The sequence below is a fragment of the Candidatus Baltobacteraceae bacterium genome, from assembly GCA_035502855.1.
Classification (GTDB): domain Bacteria; phylum Vulcanimicrobiota; class Vulcanimicrobiia; order Vulcanimicrobiales; family Vulcanimicrobiaceae; genus Aquilonibacter.
On record DATJTX010000039.1, the window covers coordinates 1 to 22,408 of the forward strand.

At 63.8% G+C, this 22,408-nt stretch carries 20 protein-coding genes and 1 pseudogene; 12 read left to right on the forward strand and 9 right to left on the reverse strand.

The genetic code is table 11. The features are described from left to right. From VMF11_15175 to VMF11_15195, 5 genes and pseudogenes are all read left to right on the forward strand, one after another. On the forward strand, positions 1–346 hold a 346-nt coding region (locus VMF11_15175; GenBank protein HTU71643.1), incomplete at its 5' end, for a hypothetical protein. A 238-nt stretch (positions 347–584) separates the two neighbouring features. Beyond that, entirely contained in the window at positions 585–923 is a 339-nt protein-coding gene (locus VMF11_15180; GenBank protein HTU71644.1) for a hypothetical protein, read from the forward strand. Beyond that, positions 920–1,108 (forward strand): hypothetical protein, encoded by a 189-nt coding sequence (locus VMF11_15185; protein ID HTU71645.1) that lies wholly within the window; start codon positions 920–922, stop codon positions 1,106–1,108. The genes VMF11_15180 and VMF11_15185 overlap by 4 nt, the downstream gene beginning before the upstream one ends. Then, positions 1,078–1,170, forward strand: a pseudogene (locus VMF11_15190) (MGMT family protein). The gene VMF11_15185 and the pseudogene VMF11_15190 overlap by 31 nt, the downstream one beginning before the upstream one ends. Positions 1,171–1,223: 53 nt before the next feature. Further along, positions 1,224–2,663 (forward strand): AlkA N-terminal domain-containing protein, encoded by a 1,440-nt coding sequence (locus tag VMF11_15195; GenBank protein ID HTU71646.1) that lies wholly within the window; start codon positions 1,224–1,226, stop codon positions 2,661–2,663. Between the two features lie 42 nt (positions 2,664–2,705). Here the strand turns inward: VMF11_15195 and VMF11_15200 are convergent, their stop codons facing one another. Both VMF11_15200 and VMF11_15205 read right to left on the reverse strand, forming a co-directional pair. After that, positions 2,706–3,620, reverse strand: coding sequence for a retroviral-like aspartic protease family protein (locus VMF11_15200; GenBank protein HTU71647.1), 915 nt, complete (start codon positions 3,618–3,620; stop codon positions 2,706–2,708). A 91-nt stretch (positions 3,621–3,711) separates the two neighbouring features. After that, positions 3,712–4,374, reverse strand: coding sequence for a hypothetical protein (locus VMF11_15205; GenBank protein ID HTU71648.1), 663 nt, complete (start codon positions 4,372–4,374; stop codon positions 3,712–3,714). 55 nt (positions 4,375–4,429) lie between these two features. On the opposite strand from VMF11_15205, the gene VMF11_15210 reads away from it, so the two are divergent. Next, a complete protein-coding gene (locus VMF11_15210) occupies positions 4,430–4,882 on the forward strand; it encodes a helix-turn-helix domain-containing protein (GenBank protein HTU71649.1) in 453 nt (150 codons plus the stop codon). Continuing rightward, positions 4,882–6,042, forward strand: a complete 1,161-nt coding sequence (locus tag VMF11_15215; protein ID HTU71650.1) for a YbfB/YjiJ family MFS transporter — start codon at positions 4,882–4,884, stop codon at positions 6,040–6,042. Before VMF11_15210 ends, VMF11_15215 begins: the two co-directional genes overlap by 1 nt. A gap of 4 nt (positions 6,043–6,046) precedes the next feature. Here the strand turns inward: VMF11_15215 and VMF11_15220 are convergent, their stop codons facing one another. Further along, a complete protein-coding gene (locus tag VMF11_15220) occupies positions 6,047–10,147 on the reverse strand; it encodes a DEAD/DEAH box helicase (GenBank protein HTU71651.1) in 4,101 nt (1,366 codons plus the stop codon). A 59-nt stretch (positions 10,148–10,206) separates the two neighbouring features. On the opposite strand from VMF11_15220, the gene VMF11_15225 reads away from it, so the two are divergent. Then, positions 10,207–11,505: a PQQ-binding-like beta-propeller repeat protein gene (locus VMF11_15225; protein ID HTU71652.1), complete on the forward strand. Its 1,299-nt coding sequence runs from the start codon at positions 10,207–10,209 to the stop codon at positions 11,503–11,505. Positions 11,506–11,513: 8 nt separating this feature from the next. On the opposite strand, the gene VMF11_15230 is transcribed toward VMF11_15225, so the two are convergent. Beyond that, positions 11,514–12,245, reverse strand: coding sequence for a hypothetical protein (locus tag VMF11_15230; protein HTU71653.1), 732 nt, complete (start codon positions 12,243–12,245; stop codon positions 11,514–11,516). Between the two features lie 115 nt (positions 12,246–12,360). On the opposite strand from VMF11_15230, the gene VMF11_15235 reads away from it, so the two are divergent. Next, entirely contained in the window at positions 12,361–14,034 is a 1,674-nt protein-coding gene (locus VMF11_15235; GenBank protein HTU71654.1) for a hypothetical protein, read from the forward strand. Positions 14,035–14,089: 55 nt separating this feature from the next. On the opposite strand, the gene VMF11_15240 is transcribed toward VMF11_15235, so the two are convergent. After that, positions 14,090–14,764: a hypothetical protein gene (locus VMF11_15240; protein HTU71655.1), complete on the reverse strand. Its 675-nt coding sequence runs from the start codon at positions 14,762–14,764 to the stop codon at positions 14,090–14,092. A gap of 216 nt (positions 14,765–14,980) precedes the next feature. Next, the gene (locus VMF11_15245) at positions 14,981–15,667 is read right to left on the reverse strand and encodes a hypothetical protein (GenBank protein ID HTU71656.1); all 687 of its coding nucleotides are present in this window, start codon (positions 15,665–15,667) and stop codon (positions 14,981–14,983) included. A gap of 126 nt (positions 15,668–15,793) precedes the next feature. Between VMF11_15245 and panE the strand changes: the two genes are divergently transcribed. Both panE and VMF11_15255 read left to right on the forward strand, forming a co-directional pair. Continuing rightward, a complete protein-coding gene (gene panE, locus VMF11_15250; protein HTU71657.1) occupies positions 15,794–16,717 on the forward strand; it encodes a 2-dehydropantoate 2-reductase in 924 nt (307 codons plus the stop codon). Further along, a complete protein-coding gene (locus VMF11_15255) occupies positions 16,714–18,093 on the forward strand; it encodes a glycoside hydrolase family 47 protein (protein HTU71658.1) in 1,380 nt (459 codons plus the stop codon). The genes panE and VMF11_15255 overlap by 4 nt, the downstream gene beginning before the upstream one ends. Here the strand turns inward: VMF11_15255 and VMF11_15260 are convergent. Further along, entirely contained in the window at positions 18,090–18,512 is a 423-nt protein-coding gene (locus VMF11_15260; GenBank protein HTU71659.1) for a hypothetical protein, read from the reverse strand. The genes VMF11_15255 and VMF11_15260 overlap by 4 nt on opposite strands. 42 nt (positions 18,513–18,554) lie before the next feature. Between VMF11_15260 and VMF11_15265 the strand changes: the two genes are divergently transcribed. Next, positions 18,555–19,598, forward strand: a complete 1,044-nt coding sequence (locus tag VMF11_15265; GenBank protein HTU71660.1) for a hypothetical protein — start codon at positions 18,555–18,557, stop codon at positions 19,596–19,598. On the opposite strand, the gene VMF11_15270 is transcribed toward VMF11_15265, so the two are convergent. Both VMF11_15270 and VMF11_15275 read right to left on the reverse strand, forming a co-directional pair. Beyond that, entirely contained in the window at positions 19,560–21,353 is a 1,794-nt protein-coding gene (locus tag VMF11_15270; GenBank protein ID HTU71661.1) for a PAS domain-containing protein, read from the reverse strand. The genes VMF11_15265 and VMF11_15270 overlap by 39 nt on opposite strands. A 54-nt stretch (positions 21,354–21,407) precedes the next feature. After that, positions 21,408–22,265: a helix-turn-helix domain-containing protein gene (locus VMF11_15275; protein HTU71662.1), complete on the reverse strand. Its 858-nt coding sequence runs from the start codon at positions 22,263–22,265 to the stop codon at positions 21,408–21,410. Between the last annotated feature and the right edge of the window lie 143 nt (positions 22,266–22,408).

Here is a 22,408-nt window from a genome sequence, read left to right on the forward strand (position 1 = left end):
CCCCGCAGATGTGGCGACTATTTGCGTGCTACCGCCCCACGGGTCTGTTACCTGCAACTTGCCTCCGGATCAGATTCAGGATCCTAAGGAGCGTGCAAAATACGCGGCTGCATTACAGGCGAACGCATTGAAGCTCCAGCAGGCATATCATTTTCATGATGTTTCTGTTCTTGATTTGCTGGCGATGGGGGCCCTTCAGATGCACCTGAAAGGCTTTGCTGCGGCGGGCGCACCGTCGGATTACGCAGCGCTTGACGCCATTTTCCGCCAAGCGGGCATTAGCAAGACTAGAATGGCGAAGATCGATGCGATGCTGGCGGCTCCAGCACCCAAAACGAATCCCTAGTCACTGACGCCGGGCACGAGCCACCCGCATTCGCCGCACTGACGTACTCCCTCTTGAACTCAGCGTTCGGGGTCAGCGCTCCGGAGCGTGCCTTAGAGGATGGGGTCCGAAAACGGCGAGCCTGCGCACACGCAAGGCGTTACGATCATCGAAAGCAGCATTGCGTGTTTCAAGGAGAATATGATGACGACAACGGTGCGGGAGACGGCCGGCTTCGTCGAGGCGCTGGTCGCTCGCGGTGCAGCTCGTGTGGGCCATTCCACGGCGCTCGCAGCGGAGGGCGGGTACACCGAAAGCGGGAAACCGCTACGGCACGACGCTGTGCGTTTGGGATGCGCAGATCGGCGGGTGGCGCGTGACGTGGATCAATCCGGTGAGCGGGGCGCGAACCGAGTTGACGGCGCGTGGCGATCGCGAGCGCATCGTGCAGATCGGACGCCACGCGGACGGGACGCCGGTTCGATGGAACTTCAGCGAGATCACGGAACGCTCGTTTCGGTGGTCGGGCGAGGCACTCGAGACCGACGGAAAGACCTGGCGACTCGAAGTCGAGTTTCGGGGCACCAAGGTCGCATGAACGCAACGCGCGAGCTCGTCTTCAGCAGCGCGCATGTGCCAAGCCCAATCGGACCGCTGATCATCGTGACCGACGACAACGGCCGCCTGCGCGCACTCGACTGGGTGGATCACGAAGCACGCATGCGCGATCTGCTGAACGTGCAGTACGGCTGCTCCGGCGCATCCCAAGCGGCCGTACGGTGAGTTATGGTGAGCCGGCGACGCGGCTCGGATATCCGCGTGCCGCCCGCGCAGTAGGCGCAGCGAACGGCGCGAACGGACTGACGCTCTCCGCGGACCGCGGGCACATCCTGCCGTGATGCTCGACTCCGCGGCATGCTACGCCGCGCTGCGCGCACGCGATCTGCGTTTCGACGGGCGCTTTTTCGTCGCCGTGCGGACCACGCGCGTCTACTGCCGTCCGATTTGCACGGTCAAGACACCCAAGCGCGAGAACTGCGAATTCTACACGAACGCGGCGGCGGCCGAGGCTCGCGGTCACCGTCCGTGTCTGCGATGCCGGCCTGAACTTGCACCGGGGAGCTCGAGCGTCGACGCGGGTTCGCGGCTGGCGCAGGCAGCGGCGAGCGCAATCGGCGACGGCGCCCTCGAAGGCGGCAGTCTTGCCGATCTGGCCGCCGCGCTGCGGACGACCGATCGTCACCTGCGGCGCGCGTTCAACGCGCGCTTCGGCGTCTCGCCGATCGCCTATGCTCAGACGCACCGGCTGCTGCTCGCGAAACGCTTGTTGACCGACACGCAGCTCAGCGTAACGCAGGTCGCGTACGCCAGCGGCTTCGGAAGTTTGCGGCGCTTCAACGCGCTCTTCAAGCAGCGGTACCGGCTCAATCCCGCAAATCTGCGCGCGCGTGCGCAAACCACCTCTCTCGATTCGCAATTCGACGCAATGGCGTTCACACTCGCCTTTCGACCGCCGTACGACTGGCCGTCGCTCCTCGCGTTCCTAGGCGCGCGTACGATTTGCGGCGTGGAGGAAGTCGGCGAGGGTGTTTACCGGCGCGCGTTGCGCGTCGAGCGCGGAAGGGCAGTCTCTTCAGGCTGGATCGAAGTAAGCTTTGCCGAGGGCGCACCGGCGCTGCGCGTGCTCGTGTCGGGTTCGTTGCTCAGCGTGATCTCATCCGTGTTGGCGCGTGTCGAGCACGTCATGGATCTCGCCGCCGATCCGCAAGAGATCGCCGCGGTGCTCGGTCCGATCGCGGCGCGGCGTCCGGGATTGCGCGTGCCCGGCGCATTCGACGGCTTCGAGGTCGCCGTGCGCGCGGTGATCGGACAACAAATCTCGGTCAAGGGCGCGCGCACGATTGCCGGGCGCTTCGCCGAGGCCTTCGGCACGCAGATCGCGACGCCGTTCGCCGGCGTGTCGACGCTCTTTCCTCGCGCGAGGGACGTCGCCGACGTTAATCCGGATCGGATCGCCGCGCTCGGAATCATCGGCGCGCGTGCGCGGACGATCGTCTCGCTCGCTCGTGCCATCGCGCGCGGCGAGCTCGACCTGCATCCGCGTTCCGACGTGCCTGCGACTCTTCGTGCGCTGCAGGCGATCCCCGGCATTGGCGAGTGGACGGCGCAATACATCGTGATGCGCGCCGTCGGTTGGCCCGATGCCTTTCCGCACAGCGATCTCGGCTTGCGAAAAGCGTTACACGAGAACGATCCCAAGCGAGTGCTCATGGCAGGCGAAGCCTGGCGGCCGTGGCGCGCCTACGCCACAATGCACCTTTGGCATCGGCTTGGATAACAACAACGATGCGTCTTCGTCGCGATGCCGGTCGCCGGGTGCTTATCGCGGATCGGCAGCGCACGCTGAAGCACGGATCCAGATACGACGTGCCTGATGATCGTATACGAGTCGAAATTTGCCTAAAAGATCGCTTCCTAGCAGCATCGCGGGCCGGCTGCCGAAATCTCGGCGAAGAACGGGCAGATCGATTACCTCCGCGCGAGCGTCGCGAACGCTGACGTTCGCGAAACGAACCGTGCCGATCGGGCCAACTCGCGGCGTCATGCGGTTCGAATTCGCACCGTAGATTGCGGCGCCGTTGTGAAAGTCCGCTGAGCGCGTGTCAATTCCAGCGGCTCGCGCAAAGGCCGGCGTCATGCGGGTATCGCGCGATCCCGTATCGATCACCGCCGTTCCGGCGTAGCCATTGACCGAAATCGGGATCGAGAGCAGACCGCTGCCGTTTACGGTTGCCGCGGATACCGGCGCGCCGTCATCGCCCACGGCTCGAGCGGACTCGACCGGCTTGGCGTAGACGTCGACTTTGCCGCACGGAAAATCGAACGCAATGATCGCACCGTCCATATAGTCCGTGCCGAGCACGCCCGCTTCGCGCCCGGCGTCGTGCCGGTCGGGAAGGCCGTATACCGTGACGTGCTCGATGTGACGATCGCTCATCGCCAAGTCGTCGATCTTGTAGAGGGGAACGTCTGCCGTACCCGTCTGTCCCGATAGACTCCCGGCTGCGCCCGCGACCGTTTTCAATTTCGCAAAGCGGGCGAACCATTGATAAACGGCAGAACCGTCGGCGCCGGTATCGAGAATGAATGGATACGGTCCTCGTCCGTTGACAAATACCGGCACGGTCTGATGACCGTCGGGCGATGGAGTGAGAGCTACCTGCGCATCCACGACAGTCCTCGCGACGAAGACAACGAGAAAGACGGCGCACAGTGCGAGAACACGGCGGAGCATACACAATCCTCTGTTTTGGGTTGCAACTAATTCTTTAAGAGTAATGATAGCCGCGTCTCGGCCCGCATGTCAAGGGTCCAGTCCGCGATGATCAGCGTGCCATAGCGATCGTACGCTGCGCAGAAGCCGCTCGAACAAAGATCATGATGTGACCGATCATGAACGTCGGGACCAGAGCTAACGGGATCAGCGACCACGGTAGCGCCGAGATCGCTGCGGAGCCGGCACCGGCGTGGAACACCTGCAGCGGAAACCCGTTGGCGGACGTAACGCCGAGCGCTACCGCAACCAAGAGGTCGAGCAGCCCCCACGCGTTCCACGCCAGCACGCGCGGGTCATTCGCGTTCTCCCCTCTCATGCTCAACGCGACCGGAAGAGCGAACGCACCGGCAACCATATCGCCGATGCCGGCGAAATATGGAAACGGGCCGCCGAGTGCTCCGGCAAAGGCAAGCAGCACGAACTCTACACCGAGAATGCGGATGACGTTGAGCGCAACGAATGTCCGCGACGCTACGCCGCGCCATACAAACGGTGCAGCGATCAGACTTGCGGCAAACAGCGCGACGAAGACCCGGAAGTCTTTTGCGTCGCCGTTCGCGGTGAGGGCTGCGATCAGCCCGATCCACCCGCCGGCCACCGCCGCGAACACGGCGCGATTCCAGAGAGGGGCAGGACGATTGCCGATGGTTGCGGCTACGATCGCGGCGAGCGAGGCGCCGGCGGTAACGGCTCCGAACGTGTCTAGCATCATGCAAGTGACTATACTGCGTTGACTTGCGTGATGCAAGTAGCTACACTGAAATTCGATGCAACACGCCAATCTCTCGGCACAGATCCCGTGTCCCATCGCTCGCTCGCTCGAAATCGTCGGGGAGTGGTGGACGCTGCTCATTGTCCGCGATGCGTTGCTCGGCGCGCGCCGCTTCGATGAATTCAAGGCGACGGGGATCGCCGATAACATTTTGGCCGCGCGCCTCAAGAAGCTCGTCGCCGAGGGTGTCCTCAAGAAGCGCGCCTATCAGCAGCACCCGGTGCGCTACGACTATGCGCTAACGATGAAAGGCCGTGCGCTTGCGCCGGTCGTGATAGCCCTGCGCACGTGGGGGAAGCGATTCACGAAGGGCCCCGATTCGAGCGGTGTGACGCACTCCGCATGCGGGCACGAATTGACGGCGGCGTTGTATTGCGCGGAATGCTCGCGGGTTGCGCTCGGTGACGATGTACGCGCCGTACCCGCACGATCGGAACGAGCGAGCTAGTGTCGCTCCGTGGGGGACCCCGCGTGCTCGTCTTCTGGTCGAGCGCGGTGTTCGCGTTGCAGATCGGGGTCGCTCGACTCGGATACGGCCTTGCGCTGCCTGCGATCCGGACGGCGCTTCACGGCGATTACACGCTCTACGGAACGATCAACGCGGCGAGTCTGGGTGGCTATCTAGCCGGTGCGCTGATCGCGCCGCTGGTGATCCGGCACATACGCCAGGCGGTGCTATGGAGCGGCGTCATCGCCGGTGCGGCGCTCGTCGTCTCGGGATTCGCCGGTGATTCGCTCGTCTTCGGCGCGGCACGCACGCTCTTCGGATTTGCCAGCGGCGTCTGCCTCGTCGCCGCGGCAGTTCAAACGCTCGAATCCGTCGAGGCGTCAAAACGCGGCGGTGCAAGTGCGGTCATGTGGGGCGGCATCGGCATCGGAATGGTTCTCTCGGCGTTCGGCGCCGATTGGCTCCTTCGCGGACTCGATTGGCGTATCGCTTCGTTCGGTACCGGCGTGGTGACGGCACTGATCGGCATCGGTTACGGCGCTGCGGCCCGCCGATTGCCCGCGAGCGCGCCCACGACACCGGTCGCTGCGCACCGATCGCTGTCACTGCGGCAGTTCGGATTTCTGAGCCTCGCGTATTTTTCGTTCGGCTTTGCGTACATCGCCTACGCGACGTTCATCGTCGCATCGATCGATGGGCGGCTCGGCGTTCGCGGCGGCCAAGCGACGATCGAGTTCCTGTGGGGCTTGTACGGGATCGCAAGCGTCATCGGTACGATGTCGATCGGACGCATTCTGCACCGTCCGATCGGACGCGGCGCCATGATCTTTGCCGCACTTGCCGGCGCTACCGGATGCGCGCTGGCGTCCCTCGCGCCGGGGGCCGCCGTTCCGAGCGCATTCCTCGTGGGTCTGGGTCTGACCGCGACGCCGGCTGCCGCAACGGCGTTCGCGCGCGCCCGCAGTACACCATCCACGGCAGCGGTGGCGATCGCCGCGGTCACCGTCGCGGTCGGCATCGGGCAATTGATCGGTCCGGTCGCAGCGGGCGTTGCGGCCGATCGCTTCGGCCTCAATTCGGTGGTGCTGGTGGCCTGTGCGGTCTATTCGCTCGGCGTACTATTCTCCGCCCTCGACGCCGCCATCGCTCTTAGGCACTGATCTCTTAGGCACTGATCTCGGCGGATGCGGCGACCGGGCTTCGCGAGCCCGGAAGAATGATACCGGTGAGGTGAAGCGGATCGTACGCGCTGACCACCATCAACTCGGCGTCGTCGCCGCTTCGGCGAGATGCGCGAAGCGCATCGATTGCTTCCGGAAGCGCAAACTGCTCGCCCACGAATCCGTGGACGAAACGGCCGCCGCGAATCTCACCGCGCGCTTCCATACGGCGCAGTGCGACGAGAAGGTCGCGCCAGCGGGGCGCTAGCGTTTCACGCGCAACTACATCGCGGAAGAGCACACCCCATCGCTCGAGTAGCCGTCGCGCGAACCACTCGGGATCGATCCCTGCGGTCGCCGAATCGAGCAGCGTCCACCGTCCGCTCGACGACCGCGGACGAGCGCGCAGACCCTTTTCACCCAGACGGCGCTTCGCATCGATCAGCGAACGGAGCGCATCGAAACCATCCGCGGTTACGAGCCCGGCCGCGACCAGCTGCCAGAGTGCATCCTCGACCTCGCTGGCCAGACGCTTCGAGCCGCGAACGATATCGCTGAAAAACGGCGCACCGCGGCGGCGTATTTCAGCAAGCACGTCGAGGGCCGCATGCGAAAGGCCGGCGGTACGGTACTCACCGCGTGCGATCAACGCTTCGGCGTTTTCGCGGGTAAAGACCGAAATCGGTGCGAGCTTGGTCGGTCGTACGCGGCGGCTTCGTTCGTCGTTCGGTTCGAGTGCGGGATGCGCTGAGAGCCGTCCCCACATCACCTCACCGGAATAGCACAACTGATCCAGATACTCGCGACGGTATCCGGCAATACGGGAGGGCAGAATCTGCGCCTCCCATGCCGCAGCGGGAATTTCGTAGCCTTCCAGCTGCCGAATGACCGCGAGCGTTCCATCGATGCCGTGGAGGCGAGAGCCGGGCGCGACGTGCTGCCATCGATGCAAGAAGCGAACGTACTGGATCGAGGAAACGGGCTCGATCTCGCGCCGCAGCGTGCCGATCGTACGGCGATGGATTCGCGCGAGCACGCGGCGGTTACACCATTCTTCCGCTTCTCCGCCGCGGAAATGGCCCCGCAGGAGCTGGCCCTGCGTTTCGAGCCGGATCAACGCGGCGTCGATCGTCGCAACCTCGATGCCGAAGCGTTCGGCCAGTTCGAGGTTCGTCGCCGGGCCGCCCGACTCGAGCCAGCCGCGCAGGATCTCGGCTACGGCGGCCTCACGCGTCTGCGGCACTTCACCGTGCGTGGCCGCACTAATGTGCGGTTCCAACGTCGCGCCGGGGTATGCGGCGCGTGCAAAATCCAATCGCTCGGCGCTCGTCCAGAACGCGCCCGAGCGCGAGCGTATCGTCGTCGCGCGCCGCTGCGCGACGAGTTCGTCGTACCACGCGGCCCATTGCGGCACTACAGGCAGCACCACGAGCGTCGCCAAGGCGTCGTGCAATTCGTCGGCATCGCGCACGACCGGCCAAGACTCCTCGGCGACCTCGGCGATCGCCTCGGCGCTCAAAATCCCGGCGCCGCCGACGTCGTCACGGATGGTGCGCCGCAGCTGCACGGCACGGGCGCGGCGTTCTTCGAGCGGGGCATCGTCGAGATAGGCAAACGGATTCGCGTTCAAAATTTCGTGGCAGAACGGAGAAGGCTCCGGCGTATCGATGGCGACCGTGCGTATCGCGCCCGCTTCGAGGCTGCGCAGGATCTCCAGCAGACCGTCCAGGTCCATCGCCTCGTGCAGACAGTTGTCGATCGTTTCACGCACCAGCACGTGATCGGGAATACGAATCGGTCCGCTGAGATTCTCGGCGCACGCCGCTTGATCCGGGAAAACGGCCGCCACCAAATCATCGGCCCGCATCCGTTGTAATTGCGGAGGGACTTTTCGACCGCCTCGCATCCGCAGGATCGCAAGCGCGCGCGTTGCGTTCCAACGCCAGCGTGCGGCAAACATGGGCGCCGGCAACAACGCTTGCGTGAGCACGTATTCGACGCTCGCCGACTTCACGTACTCGAAGATGACCTCGAGCGGAAACGCGTGCTGGTCGGTGAGCGAGAGCACGATACCGTTGTCGGTCGCTGCGGCTTGGAGTTCCAAATTGAACGAACGGCAAAAGCGCTTGCGCAGCGCCAAGCCCCACGCGCGATTGATACGGGCGCCGAACGGCGTGTGCAGGATGAGCTGCATCCCGCCCCCCTCGTCGAAAAATCGTTCGGCGACGATCGTCCGGTCGGTTGGCACGACGCCGAGAATCGCCTTTCCGGCGCGCACGTACGCGATCGCCTGATCCGCTCCCGCCGCGTCGAGCCCGCAGCCGCCGATCAAAAATTCCCGTGCTGCCGCGTCGTCGCGTTCGTCGATCGCCGAGCGAACCGCCGCGACTTCACGCGAGAGTTCGATCGTGCGGCCGAGGCCTTCGCCATTCCAAAAAGGCACGGTCGGCGGCGCACCGCTTGCGTCTTCGACCCGCACGACTCCCGGTTCGATGCGGCGGATTCGCCACGACGTGGTTCCCAGCATGAAGATGTCGCCGGCCAAACTCTCGATCGCAAAATCTTCGTCCAGCGTCCCGACGATATGCCCGTCCGGCTCGACGACCACGTTGTAGTTTGCCGTCTCCGGAATAGCGCCGCCCGATGTGATCGCGGCGATGCGAGCGCCGCGCCGCCCGCGCAGCCGGCCGTTGACGCGATCGAAGTGCAGGAACGCTCCGCTGCGTCCGCGCGAGGTCGCAACACCGTCCGCGAGCATGTCGATGACGTCGTCGAAATCCTTGCGCGCGAGCGCTCGATACGGGTACGCCGTTCGAACGGTCTGGTATAACTCCGCCACGTCCCACTCTTCGCTCGCGCAAGCGGCGACGATCTGCTGCGCGAGAATATCGAGCGGTGACGTGGGAATCGTTATCGCATCCATCGCACCCGTGCGTATCGCGCGCACCAGCGCCGCGCACTCGAGCAACTCGTCGCGCGTCGCGGGAAACAGCCTGCCGTGCGGACGCGCCCCGATCCAGTGACCCGATCGGCCGATGCGCTGAAGCGCCACGGAAATCGACCGCGGCGAGCCGAGCTGCACGACCAAATCGATCGACCCGATGTCGATACCGAGTTCGAGTGAGGCGGTGGCGACCACGGCCCGAAGCTCGCCCTGCTTGAGCCGATCCTCTGCCTCAAACCGCTTCTCGCGCGAAAGACTTCCGTGGTGCGGCAGCACCACGCCTTCACCGAGGCGCTCGGTCAGGGCAAAGGTGACGCGCTCGCTCATGCGCCTCGTGCCGACAAATACCAGCGTCGTCCGATTGGCGCGTATCAAGTCGGCGATACGATCGTAGATCTCGCCCCACATCTCGCTGCTCGCAACCGGGCCGAGTTCGTCGCGCGGTACCTCGACGGCAATCGTCATTTCACGCCGGCTCCCGACGTCGATCACCTGCGCATCCGGGCTCAAGAACCGCGCAACGTCCTCCAACGGACGCACGGTTGCCGACAACCCGATCCGCTGCGGCTTCTTGCCTCCGGCGCCCTCGACGATGCGGTCGAGACGCACGAGCGTCAACGCCAGATGAGACCCGCGCTTGTCGCGCGCCATCGCGTGGATCTCGTCGACGATGACGGTCGTGACACCGGTGAAAAGGGCTCGCGACTTCTCGGCTGTCAACAGAATGAAGAGTGACTCAGGGGTTGTAACCAGAACGTGCGGCCGCTTCTTGAGCATGCGTTGCCGTTCAGCAGCGGTCGTATCGCCCGTCCGAACGGCCGTGCGGATCTCGGCAAGCGTCGAGCCTCGCTGCCGTGCCAAATCGACGATCTCGCCGAGCGGAATCTCGAGATTTTTGCGCACGTCGTTCGTGAGCGCTTTGAGCGGAGAGACGTAGACGACGAGCGTTCGATCGGGAAGCTCGTTCGCCGCCGCCCGGCTCACGAGATCGTCCAAGCAGATGGAGAATGCGGCGAGCGTTTTCCCGGAGCCCGTCGGAGCCGAGATCAGCACGTCCTTTCCCGCGTGAATCGCGGGCCAGCCGTGAACCTGCGGCTCGGTCGGCTTGCCATAGCGCCAGGCGAACCAGTCGCTCACCAGCGGATGGAAACGATCGATCACAGGACGTGAAACACCGAATGCCCGCGGGCGTATGCGCGGCCACTACGAATAACCGCCGTATGCGCAGCTTCTTGCCCCTCATCCTCGCGGTCGCGACGATGGGCGCCACGATCACGCCGAGCAACGTCGCGGGCTTGCGCGTTCGATGGCAGGTCAAGCTCGGCGCGGTCGCCGACACGGCCCCGCTCGTTGTGGGAACGACGCTCTACATCACCGCGACGGACGGCACGACCTACGCGGTCGACACCGCTAACGGCCGAATCCTTTGGCGGTTTGCGACGCACGGCCCGAAGATCACGACGTCGGTCCCCGCCTACGATCCGGCAACGCACGCGCTGTATGTGCCGGGCGTCGACGGCATGGTGCACCGCCTCGATCCCGGGAACGGACGGGAAGTACGCGAGGGCGGATTTCCCGAGCAGATCACGCTCGCGCCACAGACCGAAAAGAACGCATCGCCGCTGCGCGTGGCCAACGGCTATCTCTACGCGCAGACGTCCGGGTACGTCGGCGATGCGACGCCGTACGTCGGCCACGTGGTGGCGATTCGTCTGAGCGACGGCAGCAAGCACGTCTTCAACGTGCTTTGCAGTTCGCATCACGAGTTGATCGAACCGCAAACTTGCGCGGGACAGCGCGCGGGGATGTGGTCGCGGGCCGGCGTCGTGGTCGACCCCGACGCCTCGATGCACGGACGTATCTACGTCGCCACCGGCAACGGCCCGTTCGACGCTTCCGCCGGCGACTACGGCGATTCGATCCTCTCGCTGAACGACGATGCGGCCACATTGATCGGATATCTGACGCCGCCGAATCACGACGAGCTGGAGGCCGACGACTTGGACGTCGGAAGCTCATCACCCGCGATGCTGCCGCGTCAACCAAATAGCGCAACGCCGCTGATGGCCGTACAGGGCGGCAAGGATTCGGTCTTACGCCTTTTCGATCGGGCGCATCTGAGCGGAACGTATCTGCCGCTGCAGTCGATCGGCCTGGATCACCTGCTCTTCTCGATTCCCGGCGTGTGGACGGACGGCGCCGGCACGACCTACGTCTTCATCGGGATCACCGACGGCGTGCACGCGTACCGTCTCGTCACGAAGAACCGCGTCAGCCGTCTGGTCGCCGCCTGGCATACCGCGCTCGACCTGGGAAGAGAGGGCGCCTCCCCCATCGTCGGTGACGGCGTGCTATTCCTGGCGACGAGCAACCAACTCTTGGCGCTCGATGCGCAAACGGGCCGGCAGCTCTGGAGCAGCACGGCGATCGGCCTGATCCACTGGGAAATTCCGGTCGTGGCCGGCGATACGGTCTACTGCGCGGACTATAACGGTACGCTCACCGCTTTCTCACGATGAGCGTCGCCTCACCCATCGCCGCCGGCACGCGCTCTGCGGGCGAGATAATTTGCCGCGATCCAGGCGGATCCGGCGATCCCGAGCGTTTCGAACGCTTCGGTCCAATTCGAGAAACGATGCGGATCGGCGAAAAGCCTCGGCACCCAGACCAGCAAGCCGAAACTCAGGAGCATGACCGTGTTCAGTCGAGCCGCGAGCAACGCCCACAAACCGGTGAGCAGGGCGACTGCGGCCAGCGCAAACGCAATCGTGGTCGCGACCGACCAGAACATTTGGCTCGGCGGAACCCAGGTCGGAACCAGACTGGCCGTATACGAGAGATAGAAGAGCTGATAGAGTGCGAACGTGATAACAGAAATACCGAACGAATAATATCCGATCCGCGCCCATCGCGCCGTGAGGAGCATGGCGCCGGAAACGAACGCAAACACTTCGAAGAAGTTGCCGTAGCCGTCGAAAAGCAGCGGATGCGCGACGATGAACGGCACCCACAGCAAGGCGAGGATGAAATAGAGCAGGCCAAGGACGAACGCGCCCGCTCGGACCGTTCTCGGCCACAGAACCGCGAGGCCGCCGAGAACTTCGAGCGCGCCCACGATGTCTGAAAGAATCTCGCGTAGGGGGAGCCCGGCAAGGGCCTTCATCGCCTCCCAATTGCTGAGGTCGTGCCATGCCAAGGCTACGATTCCGAGACCGATCACCGCCGAGCCGTAGACGTAACGTCCGATCGAAAATCTCATTGCTTCGCCTTAGCGGGAATTGGCGCAGATTCCTTATACTTCTTTATGCGTGCGTCTGAACGGGCCAATGTTATATTGTGTTAGAAGACTTTGGCCCGTCGCGATTTTCGTTGTCTTGGCGGGCATCCATCTCGCCGTTGGAAAGCTGCCCTGCGCCGGTGACGAAACGCGCTACGCCTTCCAAGGCGTCGGGCTCTACACCAACGGCAGCTTCTACCCCGATCGGGCTGTTTGGAAGCGGTTTGCCGATTCGAGCGGATGCGGCAACGGCGGCGTTTTGCAATCGGACCACCGCGGACGGCCATTGCAAACCATCTCGGCCAGCGTTATCTACGGCGCGGCGCTCCGCGTCGCGGGTCTCGAGGGAGCGCGGTGGCTCAACTTTGCGGTCGGATGCGTCGGGCTCACGCTCCTCTACGTTCTGTTGTGGTCACTGTTTCCGCGCCGCACAGGCGGACCGAGTGCGGCTGCTATCGTTTCGTTTGCCGCAATCGCGCTCTCGCTTCCGTTCGTGCCGTATCTGCAGCTCATCTATCCCGAAGTATTGCTCTTCACGGCGGTCGCGGCAGCGCTTTACGGGTTGACGCGCCGTAGGTACTACCTCACGCTCGTGGCGATCGTCCTATTGCCGTTTCTCCACGTCCGCGCGCTGCCGTTGTCGCTGATCTTTTTTCTCGTGCTCCTCGTGCAAATGCGGCGCGACAAGACCGCGATCGCCATCCGTTGGCAATTCCTCGCGCTCTACGCCGCCGGCATGGCGATCTTTGCCGCATCGCAGTACCGGCTTTTCGGGTCGCTCACCGGGTCGGCGTTTCCCTCGTACGCGCCATCGCTCTCGATCGCTCTCGAACGTATCGGGATGCAGCTCTACGGCGTGCGGCACGGCGCCGTCGCGTACGCACCGCTGCTCCTCGTCGGCTTCGCCGGTTTGCTACTCGGAACGCTTCGCCGCGAGCGCGTGTGCGAATACTCGCTCATCCTGTTCGGGACGTACTTTGCCACCTTCATGTGGTCGAACGCATCCGAGTCCTGGACCGCGCGATTTTGGGTCGCGGGGCTTCCGTTCTTGGCGGTCGGCTTGGGCTTTTGGCTGAATCAAGCTAAACGCTGGTGGGAATGGCTGCCGGCGGCACCGCTTGCGGCAATCGATATCGGCAACACGCTGACCTATATTTTTAACCCGCTCTGGTATCTGGAGAGCCGGCAAGCCTCGATTCCATACGCGGCGCTGTTCCTCATAGCACACGTGCACTTCGGGTTATTGCTCCCGGTCGACGGCGAACCGGGTGGCATCGCACCCTATGCGGCGCCGATCGCGCCGCTTCTCGCGTACACGGCGCTGCTAATCGCGCTACTTGTCATGTGCAGGGTGCCGAGCGTTACTCGGTCGAGAATCCTTTTCACTGCGGCTGCCTGCGCGTTGCTCACGCTTCCTGTCGCGTTCGCAGCTGCCAACTCGGTCGACGCGACCGATTACTCCGTCACCGTTGACCCGAAGCAGCATGAATTCGTCGTGCGCCTTAACGCGCCCCGGCAGAACGTCGATGCTATTCAGTTCGACGATCAAATCCCTGCCTTTTGGCAAGCGCCGCCGTATCCGCGCTCTTTTACGATTCGCTGCATCCGCGATGGGCGGGTCGTGAGCGAGACCGACGAACCGGCGCATCCGCTCTTGATCCTACCACGCTGTGTGGACCCGACATCGATCGAGATCGAAGGAAACGCCGGCAGTCAGGATGCGACCTACCGCGGTTTCGGTCGCATGCGTCTGATCCGCCGCCTGCTGTAAAATGCTTCGCGTTTGCGCTTGCTCAACATGGCAGTACTCTCTTCCGTTTCGTGACTCACGGTTCGATTTCGACGGTCGCCTCGGCCCGTTCGATCAAGCGCTTTTCGGCTGCCGGCCATCGTGTCGATGTGGTTGAGTCTTCGCTATAAATGATCATAAGTTCTTTGCGCTGGCCATCGAGTGTGTGTACGAAACGGACGGACATCATTGCCGGCGGCAGCGCGTATCCGCGCGCGCGAAGCAGCGCGTCGACGTGCTGCTCGTCGGAGCCCGAATCGATCCCGCGCGGTATCGCATATCCTTTGGACGCAATCCACGCTTCGAGCGCCTGCAGATCCGGCGCTACAGTGACGCCGGCACGCTCGCGCTCGAGCCACGTGTCGACGTAGAAATCCATTCCGCCGAGCATCGCGTGACGGGTTGAATGATATTCGTGGTGCAGCTTCGGCATCGACGGAAGGTAGCTTTCGAATTGCACCCAGTAGAGCCGCTGCACCACCTTTCGTGAATTCGCTTGCACGAAAACGAAGAGTTGGCAATTCGAGATGCCGAAGAGAACCCAACGATCCGACCCCACAAAGCGAGCGGTTTGCGGGATTCGAATACGAACGCGGGGGTCGAGCGTCGACGTCACGACGTTCCCGTTGACGCCGCGTACCGGTACGAGAGCGGCGGCAAGCAAAAGCATGACCAGATAGCGCATCTGCGATAATTGTAGCACGCTCTTCACCGATTCTTCTCACGCGCGCCGGATAGTTACGGTGTAGCGTGAGGAGAATTGCCTCGTGGTTTGGGAGATGACGCGCGCCTGCGCGCTCTCATGCAAACATTGCCGCGCCGAAGCCATTCCGTATCGGAGCCGGGAAGAACTGTCGACCACTGAAGCGTTCGCGCTTCATGAAAGCTGAGGTGGAAGCCCCTTTGGGCTTCCACCTCGTCTCGTCACTTAGTCCGAGACTAGCGTCAGGGTCGACATATCGACTTGATATTGGCCCGGACCGATTTCGTCGTTCGGGTAGGCGCAAATCTCGCTGCCGTCCGGTCCGAATATTTGAACGAGATTCGGCTGATCGCAGTCGGTCTGCTGGAGGCCGTACTGCGCAAGGAGGTCGGCGCCCGGCGAGTACGCCTGAACCGGGTAGTAGCCGTAGTTGCCGTAGTCGTTGAAGGCCAGACCAATCGAGAAGGCGCCCCAGAATCCGCCGCCCCAGTAGCGCGGCGATGCCACCCATTCGCGGCCTCCGTTCCACTGCCACGGAGAGCGCCCGCCCACGCGTGCGACATAGCGCGGCATCACGGTCCGCTCGGGCGGGTGATACGACTGTTGCTGGTAATAGCGCGACGACTGCTGCGAGTATCGCGGCTGTTGCGAGTAGCGCGGTGTCTGCTGCGAGTAGCGCGGCTCCGAGTACCGCGGCTGTTGCGAGTAGCGCGCCGCTTGTTGCTGGTAACGCGGTGCCTGTTGGTACGAGCGCGATGGGGCGGAGCGATTATACGAGCGCGCCGACGCCGACTGATAACTGCGAGCCGATGCCGCCGGACGCGAATAAGAACGGTCACCGTGCGAATCGGCCAGCGCCGCGGCAGGCAGCGCGGCGAGCAGACAGGCGATGATCGGGATTTGGAGTTTCATGGTGAAGTCAGCCTACGCCCAGAGTTTGATAATGAGCCTCCATCACGTTGAGAGTCCGCTGCCAATCGGATGAGCACGCGTTTAAGACAGCAGGCGGGCGCATAGCCGTGCAGTAAGAAGAACGGCATGCGCATTCTCGTTGTCGGCGCCGGTGCGACCGGCGGGTTCTTCGGCGGCCTTCTGGCACGCGCCGGGAGAGACGTCACCTTTCTCGTGCGTCCGGCGCGCGCACAGGCGCTGCGCGAACACGGTCTGCAGATAAAAAGCCCGCGCGGCGATTTCACGCTCGCGCCGCAAATCGCGCAAACCGGAACCCTCTCTTCCACGTTCGATCTAATTTTGCTCGGCGTCAAAGCCTACACGCTCGAAGACGCGATGAATGACTTCGCGCCCGCGGTCGGGCCGCAGACGGCGATCGTACCCACGCTCAACGGCATGCGGCACATCGACCTGCTGACCGCGCGGTTCGGGAAGAGCGCCGTGCTCGGCGGCGTTTGCATCGTGTCCAGCACGCTCGATGAGTCGGGACGGATCGTGCAGCTCACCGACATGCAGTCGCTCACCTATGGCGAGCTTTCCGGCGAGCTCACGACGCGGATCCGTCAAGTCGACGCAACGCTGCAGGGCGCCGGTTTCGCCGCGTCCGCTTCGCAGCACATCGTGCGCGATATGTGGGAGAAGTGGGTCATCATCGCCACGCTCGGCGCGAGTACATGCCTCATGCGCGGATCGATCGGCGCGATCGTCGCAGCCGGCGGCGCGCCGGTGATCGAGGCGACCTTGGAGGAATGCGCCTCGGTTGCACGCGCCGCAGGGTATCCGCCGACCGACGCGTTCGTTGCCGACATGCGCGCCCGATTCACGGCCGCCGGCTCCCCGCTCACGGCCTCGATGTATCGCGATCTGCAAGCGGGAGCAAAAGTCGAAGCCGATCAGATCCTGGGCGATCTGGTCGGACGGGCCCGCGAGTTCGGGCTTTCGACGCCGCTGCTCGCGGCTTCGTACGTCCAGCTCAACGTCTACCAGCGCGGGTTGACGCAAACCGCGTGAAGCGTCGCGCATTTCTTCTCTCGGGCGCGAGCACGATGGCTGCGCTCCCGCTGCTTGGCGACGTCGATCCGATGCCCGATCCCAAAACGATCGCTGCGCAAGTCCGCGACGAGTTCGCGCACGCATGGAACGGATACAAGCAGTTCGCCTGGGGTTACGACGAGGTCAAGCCGGTCAGCGGGACCGGCTCGAACTTCTTCATTCCGGGTCACTCCTTCGGGCTTTCCATCATCGAGGCGCTCGACACGCTCTACGTGATGGAACTCGATACCGAGCTGGCAGCTTGCGTAACCTGGCTACGAACTCATCTCGACTTCGACGTCGATGGGAACGTGCAAACGTTCGAGGCCGTCATTCGCATGGTGGCCGGATTGCTCGCCGGCTATTACGCGACCGGCGAGCGCTTCATGCTCGAGGGAGCGCGCGACCTCGCCGATCGACTCCTCGTCTGCTTCACGAAATCCCCGACCGGGGCGCCGTACCGCTTTGCGAACCTGCGCACCGGTGCGGTGAGCGATCCGCAAAGCAATCTGGCGGAGATCGGCTCGAATATTCTGGAATTCGGCGATCTCTCGCGCCTGACCGGCGATCCGAAGTATCTGCGTGCATCGATGCGCGCGTGCGAGGCTGTCATCGCCAAGCGTTCCGAGCTCGACCTGCTCGGGACCCACTTCGACATCGAGCAGGGCGTCTTCACCGATCCCATCGACGTCGCGCCGGACGAACCGGCCGACTCATTCTACGAGTACCTCTGGGGCGGCTGGCAGATGCTGCGCATCGAACAGTCGCGCGCGTGGTACCGTTTGCTCACCGACGCGCTACTCAGGTACAAAGTCGTGCACGTCGACGGAAACCTTTGGTTCCGGCAGGTGAACTATCAGACCGGTGCGCCGGCGGGCACCACGCAGATCACCGAGCTCGCCTCGTTTTACGCCGAGCTGGTCGCCAAGGGCGGCGATCGCGCGATCGGCGAAGCGTTCTACGACTCTTGGACCGGCGTACTGGACCGCTACACGCTGATCCCTGAGGTCATCGACTACACGAGCCTCGCCGTCATCGACCCGGCCTACCGGCTGCGGCCCGAATATGCCAATGCGGCCTTTGATCTCTGGTTCTTGACCGGCGATGCGAACTATCGCCGGACCGCGTATCAATACTTCACCGCGCTACGCGCCAACTGCCGCGTCGCGAACGGTTACACCGATCTGCGCGACATCCAAACGTGGCCGATGATTGCCGGCGATCACTTTCCGGCCTACGCCTTTTCCGAGAACTTCAAGTATCTCTATTTGATGTTCGCCGACTCGCCGCGCTTCGATGCGTCGACCTACTATCTCAACACCGAGGGAAAGATCCTGCGCGGCCTGCGCCGTTAGTGCAGCGCGATCGGCAGCAATCGAACGTCTTCGACGCCGGCGGTGTTGCGGGCGATGATGGTCAACGTGTAGGCACGCTTGTACTGAGGCACGATGTCGAGCACGTGCTGCAGAAAGACGAACTGCCCGAACCCGATGCGGGTCGCGTTGAACGAGAATGATTCAGTACGGATCTCGAGGCTCGCGACGTTGGTCGTGGTCGCGATGCGTCCGCGCCAATCCGTTCCCGGAGCGATCGTGGTTTCGTTCGTCCAAAACGCAAGGATGCGCGGCGGTGCGCTCGGCGCGGCGACCGCGGCCGAAGGCCACGGCGAAGGCATCACGACGGCCGCGCTCGGATCGAGGCGCGTGCCGACGACCTCGTCTTCGCACCCCGCTAGCAAAAAGATGACTGCGAGCACCACGCACAATCGCCGCATGTGAAGGGGTCGCTTCGTGCGCAGTGCGGAATCCACCCGCTCATGAAGCAACGCCCCGCGCCGAGCACGCTCTTCGATTGGTCGATGACCGTCGCGAGCCTTTGGGCATCGGGCGGCATCATGATCGACGCGTATCATCATTTTCATTCGACCGTCGAAACGTTTTTCGAACCCGCGCACGGCTTGCTCTACGCCGGCTTGCTCGCGGCCTTCGTGTTCGTCGGAATTGCGGCGGCGCACTTCCATCGTCAAGGCTACGCCTGGCGATACGCGCTTCCGAAGGGATACGAGGCCACGTATGCCGGACTGATCACGTTCCTGGTCGGCGGCATCCTCGACATGATCAAGCATACGCTCTGGGGATTCGAGCAGGGCTTCAACGCGTTGACCAGCCCGACGCACTTGCTTATCGGTGCGGGAGTGTTTCTGATCATCGCGGGCCCGGTACGTTCGATCCTCGTGCGCGAGCGCCAACCGGCGACGCTGGCCGGTCAGCTGCCGATGCTGCTCGCGCTCGCATCGATGATGGAACTGCTGCACTGGGGTACGCAATTCGTGTTCCTGAGCGAGGCCGAGCATATGAACGCGCCCCTAGACCCGTCGCGCTTCCCGCACGATACGCTCACCCTGCTCGCGCTGCTCTATTACAAGCAGGGCATCGGTCTGCTCGCCGTGATTCTGCAGAGTCTGTTGGTGGTGGGCTTCGCGCTCTACGCCGCCCGGCGCATTCGCCTTGCGCCGGGAGCGCTGGCCGTCCTCTTCCTCGTCGGCAACCTGTTCGTTGCGGCCGCCTTCTCGAACTATGCCGGCCAATTTATCGCGGTCGTCTTGGCGAGCCTGTGCGCCGGCGTCCTCGGCGATGCGCTCCGCGTCGCGCCCGATTCCGGTCCGGTGCGCTGGAACGTCTTTGCCTTCGGCATGCCGGCCCTCTACTGGACCGTCATGCTGGTGGTTTTGGCGCTCACCATGGACGGCATCTGGTGGAGTCCCGACGTGATCTCGGGCTCGGTTCTCTTCGCCGGACTTTCCGGAACGTTCGCTTGTGCGTTAGTCGGCGCGGGCGAGCGTCTCGAGAAAAATGCGTAGCGCGGTCAGCCGGCGCGGCGGCATGACTCCCGGCCACGCGAAGTCTACCGCAACCGCGTGATCGAACAGCACGCCGCGCGGCATCACCACGTAACCGTTACGCTCTTTGACCCGTAACGCGACGTCGGTGCCGCGATCGGTCCGGCTGAACGTTCCGTTGGCGTCCCATTCCTCCCGAAGGACTTCGAGAAACGCGTCGCGCCGTTCGTGCAGCTCGGCATAGCGCAAGATCTCGTGGCCGAGCGCGATGGCCAGCCCGACGCCGGCGAATCCCTCGTTTAGGGGCATGCGCAGCCCGTGCTCGATCGCGATGATCGAGCCCAGCGGCTCGCTGCGCTCGTTCATCGGCCGCAGCTCCAGCGTTGCCCATCGCCGGCCGTTACCGCAGCCGCCGCGAACCAGCCGGTGCACGCTCTTGCCGTTCTCGAGTACCGGCCACGCGCTTGCGACTCGCACGCGCTGCGAAGGGTCGCGCAGCAGGCCTTCGAGCAACGAGCATTCGAGCGTCGTTGCGCGTTCGTTCATGTGCTGCAATTCCAATTCGAGCGGACTGATCACGCCGTAAATGGCGATCGGCTCCTCGGCCAAGTCCAGAGCCGTCATCAGCTGCGCCGTCTGGGTATAAGCCTGCTTACGCACGCTGATGTCTTTTCCGATGAAGAACCACGCGCCGAAACGAACGCCTTCTCCGTGGACCGGGTGTCCGGTCAACTCGATCCACAGGTCGTTGCCGTCGTTCAGGCGGCGCAGCAGCAGCTCGTGCGAAATCGAGCGATGCTGCTCCAACCGTGAAACGACGTTTGCGACGACCTGGGCATCGTTGCGCGGGCTGAGAAACGACAAGAGCCCCTTACCCACGACGCGATCGACGTCGAGTCCGACCAACGCGGCGAACGCGGCGTTGGCGTACGTGACGACCGGTCCGCCTTTGACCGGCGGCGTGGCATCGGCGACCACGATGAAATCCGAGGTCTCCGAGAGGATCGAATGAAACAGCGTGAGCTGATCATCCATCCGTTTTCGATCGTCAACGTTTCGATAGACCGCGACCCATTTTTCCACCCGGCCCGATTTGCCGTAAAACGGTGTGATCGTCATGTGAACCCATACCGGCGTTCCGTCGCCGCGCCGGGCGCGAACATCGTGCTCGAAGCGGGAGCCGCGCGAAACCTGGTCGATGCACAGCTGGAGCAACTCCGGGTTCTCGGTAAAGACGCACTGCGCTATTCCCTCGCTCAAAATGCGCTCGCGCGGTAACTGCATCAGTTCGCAAATCGCATCGTTCGCATAGACCACGTAGCGCCGGAATGGATCGCCGTCGGGCAGTTCGAGGATGCACACGCCGTTCTGCGCCTGTTCGACCGCGCCGGCGAGCACGTCGGCCATACCGCCGCGCTCCTCGAGCTTGGTAACGTCGTCGAAGACCACGAGCACGTTCTGCATCTCGTCGGCGGGCCACGGGTGCAGCGAGATCCGCAGCCAACGCGCGCCGCGCGGAGCGTCCGTCCGGACGGTTACGCAGCTCGATTCGGACTCGGTGAAAGCCCACTCCAAGGCTGCCGATGCTTCTTCTTGATCGGCGTCGGAGAGGGTCGCGAAGAACCCTTGCGGATCGAAGGCGTCGATCCCGATCGTGCGCGCCAGCTCGATGAAGCGGGCGTTGGCGTAGCGCACGTAGAGCTGGCCGGAGCTCCAGCGCCCCAGCAAAACGATTGCCTCCGTCGCATTGCGCATATCCGGCACACAGCAGAACACACGGCTGAGGGCTTGTCTGTGAAGCGGCAGTTCACAGCCCGGCAGGCTGGTGAGCTAGGCGCACGCGGACGCGAGATCGACGAGCGTGCTCAGCAGCCGAGCGACCTCAACCTCTCCTGCGGCAATGCTGCGCGGTTCGAGCCAGCCGCAGGCTAGGACGCCGGAAAACGCTCCGCGTTCGAAAAGCGGCACGATGAGGGCGCTGCGAACCTTCAATCCTCCGTTGAACGACCGCCAGCGATCGAGGGAGCACTCGAACTCGTACCGGGTCTGCCCATCGGGCTGCGTGAAGCTGCTGACGACCCGGGCTTCGGCCTCGGCTTCGTCCGGCAGAAGAACGCGCTCGATGATGCCGGCGCCACCCGTTTGCAGCGAGGCCTGATGCGCCTCGAGCATCACTTCGTTGCTCAAGTCGCTCCAATGGCGAGGAGCGCGGGGGCCGGCGGCATAGCCCGAGGTTCGGCCGTCGGCGTCGACGAGCGAATAGATGGCGCCGCAGTCCGGCCGCGCAATCCGCCGCAGCGCTTCAACCGCGCCTCCGGCCGATTCGGCGAAGCTCGAGCTCGACCCGAGATCCCTTGCAAAGCGCTGCAACTCGATCAGGGAGCCGGTGACTTGCGCTTCGAGATCTTCGCGCGCGAACGCGCCGGCGCGCGCTATACCTCCCAGGCCGAAAACTTCGGCGACCCGATGAGCCAGACGCGACGAAAGCCTCGGAATCCCGCCGTTTTCCAAGACCGAGTACCACTCGCGGCTCACGCCGAGCGCCTCGGCGGCTTCCTCCTGGGTTACGCGGTGACCGACGCGAGCCGGGAGCCGCGTGTACGAGCCGAAATCGAGCGCTTGCGGATGTATGGAAAGGCGGCGGGAACGCAGCAGCTCGCCTAATCTTCGCGAGCGGTTGGTTCTCATGTGGGACCGGGTCTGCATCCTCGCCTCTTACCCAGCCCTCGCCGTCTACCCCGTATGCGCCCGTATACCTCGGACGTGAACAAAGCCCGTCGCCGTGAGGCGCCGGGCTTTGTTGTAGCGTTCGAGCACTGTCGGCCTGTCAT

Excerpts from the sequence above, each read along its gene's own strand:
- VMF11_15185 (HTU71645.1), top strand. The coding sequence starts at position 920 with ATGAACGCAACGCGCGAGCTCGTCTTCAGCAGCGCGCATGTGCCAAGC.
- VMF11_15195 (HTU71646.1), top strand. The coding sequence starts at position 1,224 with ATGCTCGACTCCGCGGCATGCTACGCCGCGCTGCGCGCACGCGATCTG.
- VMF11_15200 (HTU71647.1), bottom strand. The coding sequence starts at position 3,620 with ATGCTCCGCCGTGTTCTCGCACTGTGCGCCGTCTTTCTCGTTGTCTTC.
- VMF11_15205 (HTU71648.1), bottom strand. The coding sequence starts at position 4,374 with ATGATGCTAGACACGTTCGGAGCCGTTACCGCCGGCGCCTCGCTCGCC.
- VMF11_15210 (HTU71649.1), top strand. The coding sequence starts at position 4,430 with ATGCAACACGCCAATCTCTCGGCACAGATCCCGTGTCCCATCGCTCGC.
- VMF11_15225 (HTU71652.1), top strand. The coding sequence starts at position 10,207 with ATGCGCAGCTTCTTGCCCCTCATCCTCGCGGTCGCGACGATGGGCGCC.
- VMF11_15230 (HTU71653.1), bottom strand. The coding sequence starts at position 12,245 with ATGAGATTTTCGATCGGACGTTACGTCTACGGCTCGGCGGTGATCGGT.
- VMF11_15245 (HTU71656.1), bottom strand. The coding sequence starts at position 15,667 with ATGAAACTCCAAATCCCGATCATCGCCTGTCTGCTCGCCGCGCTGCCT.
- panE (HTU71657.1), top strand. The coding sequence starts at position 15,794 with ATGCGCATTCTCGTTGTCGGCGCCGGTGCGACCGGCGGGTTCTTCGGC.
- VMF11_15260 (HTU71659.1), bottom strand. The coding sequence starts at position 18,512 with ATGCGGCGATTGTGCGTGGTGCTCGCAGTCATCTTTTTGCTAGCGGGG.
- VMF11_15265 (HTU71660.1), top strand. The coding sequence starts at position 18,555 with ATGAAGCAACGCCCCGCGCCGAGCACGCTCTTCGATTGGTCGATGACC.
- VMF11_15275 (HTU71662.1), bottom strand. The coding sequence starts at position 22,265 with ATGAGAACCAACCGCTCGCGAAGATTAGGCGAGCTGCTGCGTTCCCGC.